The organism is Halomonas borealis (genome assembly GCF_004798905.1).
Lineage (GTDB): Bacteria > Pseudomonadota > Gammaproteobacteria > Pseudomonadales > Halomonadaceae > Halomonas > Halomonas borealis.
This window is the reverse complement of the sequence record NZ_SDMO01000111.1, coordinates 1-246: the sequence shown is the minus strand read 5'-3', so window position 1 is coordinate 246 and position 246 is coordinate 1. Positions and strand designations below refer to the sequence as shown.

Genomic DNA, 246 nt, shown 5'->3' with positions numbered 1-246 from the left:
AACAAGACATGTTTACCTTCTGATTTTACAATTTCAGCTAGTTCCTCATAATTTTTTGGAATAATCATAAATACTCCTCTCCTAATTCTGTAATTTCTAAGGTTTCTCCATCAATTTCAAAATTGATGTTTTGGTTTGCTCCAACAATCACGCCACCTTTATAAATAGCTCCGCGATCTGCCTCCTCAAAGATCCATACTGTTTGAATATCTTGGTCAGCAAAAGCTTCACGTACTGCTTGAATAA

At 35.0% G+C, this 246-nt stretch carries 1 protein-coding gene; it reads right to left on the bottom strand.

The window, feature by feature from the left end; genetic code table 11:
* Window positions 1-64 precede the first annotated feature (64 nt).
* Window positions 65-246, bottom strand: a 182-nt coding sequence (locus ETC07_RS16340; RefSeq protein ID WP_205742582.1) for a hypothetical protein, incomplete at its 5' end; no start/stop codon positions are given.